A 770-nucleotide genomic window follows, 5' to 3' on the forward strand; every position below is an offset into this window, starting at 1 on the left:
TGGTCGCTAAAACTAAATATTGGTCCGCTTTACCGCGTTTAGCGACAAAAACTAATCTCATGGGCATCTCCTGATTGTCCACTTGAAATGAGACAACTGAACTGTATAAATACCGGGACTTAGTTGACCACTTACTACGTCGCAGAATTTCATACAGACTTTTAACGTCCATTTCACGACCACGATAACGAAAGTACATTTTTTTAGTTTTTTTTAACATACCGATCCCGTCACGCTGACGCTTTAGCAATTCAGCGAACATCCGTGGGGAAGCATACCAACTGTCAAAGAGGATATATTTAGCTTTGATCCCCGACGCAATGGCGTCATCTACTAGCTCAAGTGCGACATCATTCATTTTACGCACTGCTTGTGCACGACGGCGACCAGATAAAGACCGCTGATCAGTCATTTTAAAGCTGCCTAATTGGTTTTTAGGTTTTCGTGAAGACATCAAGGCAAAATGTAAGGGCAAAAAGGTATTGCCGTCACTCCAACCTAAGGTCAATGCCCGAAAGCCTTTAAAATAGCGTTGCTTGTCATGATCGAAAACCCGAGCTAATAATTCTGTTTTCTGAGAAAACTCGCGTTTAAATAAGGAATCGTCAATAATTAGTGCTTGGCGCCGACGAGAGTCGGTAAAGTATTGAACATACTCGATCAATTGGCCCCCAACAAGTCGGACCAGTCGTTGCCAGTTAGTATGAGCGTTATTCAGACAGTTGCGGACGGTCCGCTTTGAGAAAGCAGTTGATTTTTCGGCTCTAAAA

1 protein-coding gene is annotated in these 770 nt (G+C 43.0%); it reads right to left on the minus strand.

The genetic code is table 11. The annotated features are described in order from the left end of the window. Positions 1 to 770, minus strand: a 770-nt coding sequence (locus LACPOB_RS0108595) for an IS4 family transposase (protein WP_017868435.1), incomplete at both ends; no start/stop codon positions are given.

This window comes from Ligilactobacillus pobuzihii E100301 = KCTC 13174 (assembly GCF_000349725.1).
Taxonomy (GTDB): Bacteria; Bacillota; Bacilli; order Lactobacillales; family Lactobacillaceae; genus Ligilactobacillus; species Ligilactobacillus pobuzihii.